This window comes from Qipengyuania pacifica (assembly GCF_019857205.1).
Lineage (GTDB): Bacteria > Pseudomonadota > Alphaproteobacteria > Sphingomonadales > Sphingomonadaceae > Qipengyuania > Qipengyuania pacifica.
On the sequence record NZ_JAHWXO010000029.1, the window covers coordinates 1 to 4,407 of the forward strand.

A 4,407-nucleotide genomic window follows, 5' to 3' on the forward strand; every position below is an offset into this window, starting at 1 on the left:
TTCCAAGCCTAGGGCAATCTTTATGCTTTTGATCTGCGATAACCGGCGGCCTGCGCTTCACTTTCGGTGCAGAACACCTGCTCTGGCCGCGTCTGCTCGTAATAGGGGCGACCTGGAAGATGATAGATCCACTCACCGCGCCTGCTACGGTTGCCTTTAATCGCGCACCAAAATTCGTTGCGGTAAACCTGCTGAGGCTCGGACCGGGTCAGTTGAGAATGGGACTGCGGTCGAACGACGCGCGGTGACGCTTGTGGGTTTGCCGCCCGCGAATTTTCTGGCAGCTCGAATGTCGAAGCCCATACGCCATAATTCATGCGTGCGCGATCTTGGCAGCCTCGCCATACTCGTAGGGCGCGTTGTCCAAAGTGATCGCTAAACCGCGCCGAACCATTTCCCGGCCGAGCGCGAAGACTGGCGTCTGACAGTGCGCGACCTGACGACCGTGAATATCCGTATCGATCGAAGAACAAGACACAGATTGACCGTCCAAGACGGAGCTCAATGCTTCTGTCGCGGCTGCATCGCAGGCCCACTCGACACCTTCCCTGTTACAAGTCTGCTGCGCTTCCGGCGCATCAATGTGAGCAAGCCGAATGTGCGTCCCGTTCATATCGATAGTGTCTCCATCGATCACGGTCGCATTGCCTACGATGACTTGTGCGCTTGCGGGCACTGATGATCCTAGGATCAGCGCAATTGAGGCAAAGGCAGAGCAGCGAAACATCGTCCAACCTTAGCGCAGTTCGGCAAATGACTGGTAAGCTCAATGCCGTGGCCGAAGTCGGTTACCGAAGCGGCAGCTTTTGCTGCGAATTGGGAACGACCCGAAGGCCCATAATTGGTAGGTGGAAGCGGACGCTTCGCAATTGGTTCCTGATAGGCGAGTTTAAGATCTCCGCCTGGACCGCGGCGTAAAGGCCGCCATCGGCGTACTTATCTGGTCGCTTTAGATCTGCCCGGCTTTGACGCTCGCGAATTTGTGGAATCCTGCATGGCCCCGTCTTGCGCGACCGGGTTGAGCAAAGTGTCGGCGTTGATCGAGCGCCACTGTGGCGATTGGCCTAGACGGGCGTTGAAACGCGCGTTGAATGTATCCGGCTCAGCTGATGGATCGAACAAGTCCGGACCATACAATGCCTGCGTCCTTTCCCTGTCATAACCCATGAAATGCAGCAGGCTTGGAAAGATGCGGTAGTGACTGCCTTGTCCAGGACGCACGCCCGATGGATCGTGCAATCCGTCCCCTGAAATGAGAACCAGAGGGACCGCGCCTTCGCTACCGATGGGGTCGGAACTGCAATGCGTCGCTAGGCCGAGATTCCCGTCTTCGTGCAAATTCTGACCGTGATCCGCGGTGTAGATCACGACGCTAGAAGACAGATCCGCAGTTGACAGCAGGCGTTCGAAGAAGACTCCGACATTCCATACAAGCGCGTTGCGATAGGAATTGCGGTAGAGGCGCCAGCTCCGTTCACTTCCATCAAATCCTTCGCGGCTACCCGTATCAGTGACATCGGCGAACCTCCCGCGCGGCAGAGCCGGTCGATAGACCATTTGCTCGTCAGGAAATTTATCGTGAACCGGGAAGTGCGCGCCGATCTTATTCGCGATGATCAAGCTTGGCTCCGGCCTGGCGATTTCGCGAGCGATCTGGTCTGCGACCCGCAAATCACGCCTGAGAACGGGGCTATCGTCGAACTGGATAAAGCTGTCTATGAGCCGGATTTCTTCATCATCCATGCCGTTATGGAGCGCGCCGCCGGTTCGCTGAGCATCGATGTAGACGGTGCGTAGACCCGCCGCTTTAGCATAGGCCCAGATACCTGGCCCACGCGCAATTCGATCGCGGTAATTCTCGCGAGTCCCGCCAAATCTCAGGGACAGATTCGATCCGACACTGCAATTGGTAATGCTGGGCACAATGCCAAAGTTCGAGATTTCGACATCGCTCCTCGACTGGAGCAACCCGGTCTTAACACCCGATGGTGAATTAATATCCAGATATTGGCCAGAAACACTCTCGTCGATCACAAGAACGACATGTTTGACCGGTTCGTCCGATAGGGGCACGCCGACTTTTTCACGCGCTTGCTCGGGCGTGAGAGCGGTTTCGATCCCATAGAGACCAGCATAGGCAAGTGTTGGATAGTTTGCAGGCAAGCCTCGCGCTCCATCCCCTCCGCGAATGAATAGCAGGGCAGTGACAGACGCGATCGCGACATAGGGAACAGGAGCGAGGATTTGAGGCAGGGCAATGCGGCTGGTGGGACGCAGTCCGATACCCAAAAGCAGCAACAACGAAAGCACCAGCGACCAGCTCAATGAAGCGCCATATTGGGCAACGGCGTCATCAACGAATCCGCCCGACTGGAGCATGTTGATGAACGCGTCATATGTCAGGAATTGGCCAGTGACCTGGCGGAAACTGGTCAAGGCAAAGGCGCTAGAGGCAAAGATCGCTGCCCCTGCCCAACGGACCACAGCAGAAGGCGTGCAGGCAGCAATCCAAAGCCCCAAACTCGTCCAACCGAGCAACACGAGATAGGCCGCTATGCCCGTGACTTCTTCGATGGTTGCAAGACGCGTCGTCATGTCTGGAGCCAGAGCCAGAATGAACCACAGGCCCAGACAGACCATTTTGGCAAGGCCTGCTGCGGGCCGGATTGAAGTTGGCCGGGTTTTCGCCATGGCTCAATATCACAGAATTCTGTGCAAATTGGGTTAACCATTCCTGCCACCGAGCACCATAACCGAGACCGACCGCTCTTAGTCTTATAAGCCTATGCCAAAGCCAACTGGATCGCTCGCTTTTGGTTCGTCTACTTGGCGGTGACGCGGGCTTTGCGCCTGCGGAACATGAGAATGCAGCCAAGAATGCTCGCGAAGACACCGAGCGCGGCAAACAGAATTAGTATTGGGTGGCTAGTGTCCTCTCGCGTCCGCAGATCCATGATATGTAGCCCCCACATGAAATCAAATGCGCGCCACCAGCGTGTGCGAACTGCCTCGATCTGACCCGTAACGCGGCCAACATAGACATGCGTTCCCTCATCAAGAACGACCTGCCAAACAAGCAATGGGCGGCGGAAGTCGAATGGCGCATTATTCGCCTCAAACAGGCGCACCGTACTGACATTGCCACCTCCGACGATCTGCTCGGCCACAATTGACCGAGCTTGAGCTTCATCAACTGATGGCAGAGGGGTTCGGCTTTCCAGGTCAAATCGGGTGATGCTTCCATCGATCGCGGTCAGCATCATGATTGCTCGCCCGTCCTGCATGAAAGCGCGCATCTCTTTCAAAGGCTGATCGATCTCGGGGACCATATCGGACGGCAAGGAGAGGGCAGGCTGATCAGTAGCTACGCGCAGATGATTACCACGCACCTCTTCGATCGGGCGAGCGGCCATGAACAGGCCGCTCGCCATCCACATCAAGATCGGGATACCCACCAGCCAACCTAGCCAGATGTGCCATTTGGCGAAGCGCAGCATCACAGGTTTTGCCAAATCAGCACCTCATTCTTTGTTTTGGAAATTGAGAGGACATTCGGTCCAATTGGACAGTCCGCTCACGGTCACTCCACCGAAATCGAGGAGATCGTGTTTCCTTCTTCACCGGTGCTGAATTCAAACGTGACCGTGTCGCCGACCGCGACGTCACCGCGAACTTCCTCGGTGGCGTCAAAAGCCATGACCATCTCGGGCCATGCGAGTTCAGGAACCGCCTCATGATCGATAGTGACCGTGCCTGCTTCGGCGTCGATGGCAGTCACAGTGCCTTTGGCGCTCGCACTCTTGGCTTCCGCACCGTTCTCCATGCCGTCATTCATGCTCGACATGGCGCTGTCGTCCATTTCCATGCCTTCGTGCTCAGCCATTTCTGAATTACTGTCGCACGCTGCCAGCATCAATGGGGCAACCAATAGGGTTAAGCGGGTTGTGGTACGCATTTTTCTTCTCCTTAGGATTGTGATGGCCGTTCAGGCCGGGGGCGCCGCATCAAGAGGTAAGCGGCGGGTAATACGAACATGGACAACAAGGGTGCGGTGATCATGCCGCCGATCATCGGCGCGGCGATTCGGCTCATAACTTCCGAACCTGCCCCCGTGCCAACCAGGATCGGGAAAAGGCCAGCCAGAATGACGGCAACGGTCATCGCCTTCGGCCGAACGCGAAGAAGCGCGCCCTCCCTGATCGATTTGGTAACGGATTCCTCTGTGGGCTCACCGGAATGTCGCTCCATCGCGGCCTTTAGATAGATCAGCATCACGACGCCGAACTCTGCTGAGACACCGGCAAGGGCGATGAAGCCAACCGCTGTTGCGACCGACTGATTGTAACCCAAGAGGTAAAGCAGCCAGAAGCCGCCCGTGAGGGCAAAAGGCAGAGTTCCCATAACCAA

6 protein-coding genes are annotated in these 4,407 nt (G+C 56.5%); all 6 read right to left on the reverse strand.

All coding sequences use genetic code 11. The annotated features are described in order from the left end of the window. Positions 1 to 20: 20 nt before the first annotated feature. The gene (locus KYK83_RS17670) at positions 21 to 317 is read right to left on the reverse strand and encodes a sunset domain-containing protein (RefSeq protein WP_488153868.1); all 297 of its coding nucleotides are present in this window, start codon (positions 315 to 317) and stop codon (positions 21 to 23) included. Continuing rightward, entirely contained in the window at positions 314 to 613 is a 300-nt protein-coding gene (locus KYK83_RS16885; protein WP_222829077.1) for a thermonuclease family protein, read from the reverse strand. Before KYK83_RS16885 ends, KYK83_RS17670 begins: the two co-directional genes overlap by 4 nt. A 323-nt stretch (positions 614 to 936) precedes the next feature. Then, positions 937 to 2,595 carry a sulfatase-like hydrolase/transferase gene (locus KYK83_RS16890; RefSeq protein WP_222829078.1) on the reverse strand — a complete coding sequence of 553 codons (1,659 nt, stop codon included), beginning with the start codon at positions 2,593 to 2,595 and terminating at the stop codon, positions 937 to 939. A 227-nt stretch (positions 2,596 to 2,822) separates the two neighbouring features. Continuing rightward, positions 2,823 to 3,497 (reverse strand): PepSY domain-containing protein, encoded by a 675-nt coding sequence (locus KYK83_RS16895; RefSeq protein WP_248284543.1) that lies wholly within the window; start codon positions 3,495 to 3,497, stop codon positions 2,823 to 2,825. Positions 3,498 to 3,580: 83 nt separating this feature from the next. Next, positions 3,581 to 3,955 carry a copper-binding protein gene (locus KYK83_RS16900; protein WP_222829080.1) on the reverse strand — a complete coding sequence of 125 codons (375 nt, stop codon included), beginning with the start codon at positions 3,953 to 3,955 and terminating at the stop codon, positions 3,581 to 3,583. Positions 3,956 to 3,966: 11 nt separating this feature from the next. Further along, the coding region (locus tag KYK83_RS16905; protein ID WP_222829081.1) for an efflux RND transporter permease subunit at positions 3,967 to 4,407 on the reverse strand (441 nt) is incomplete at its 5' end.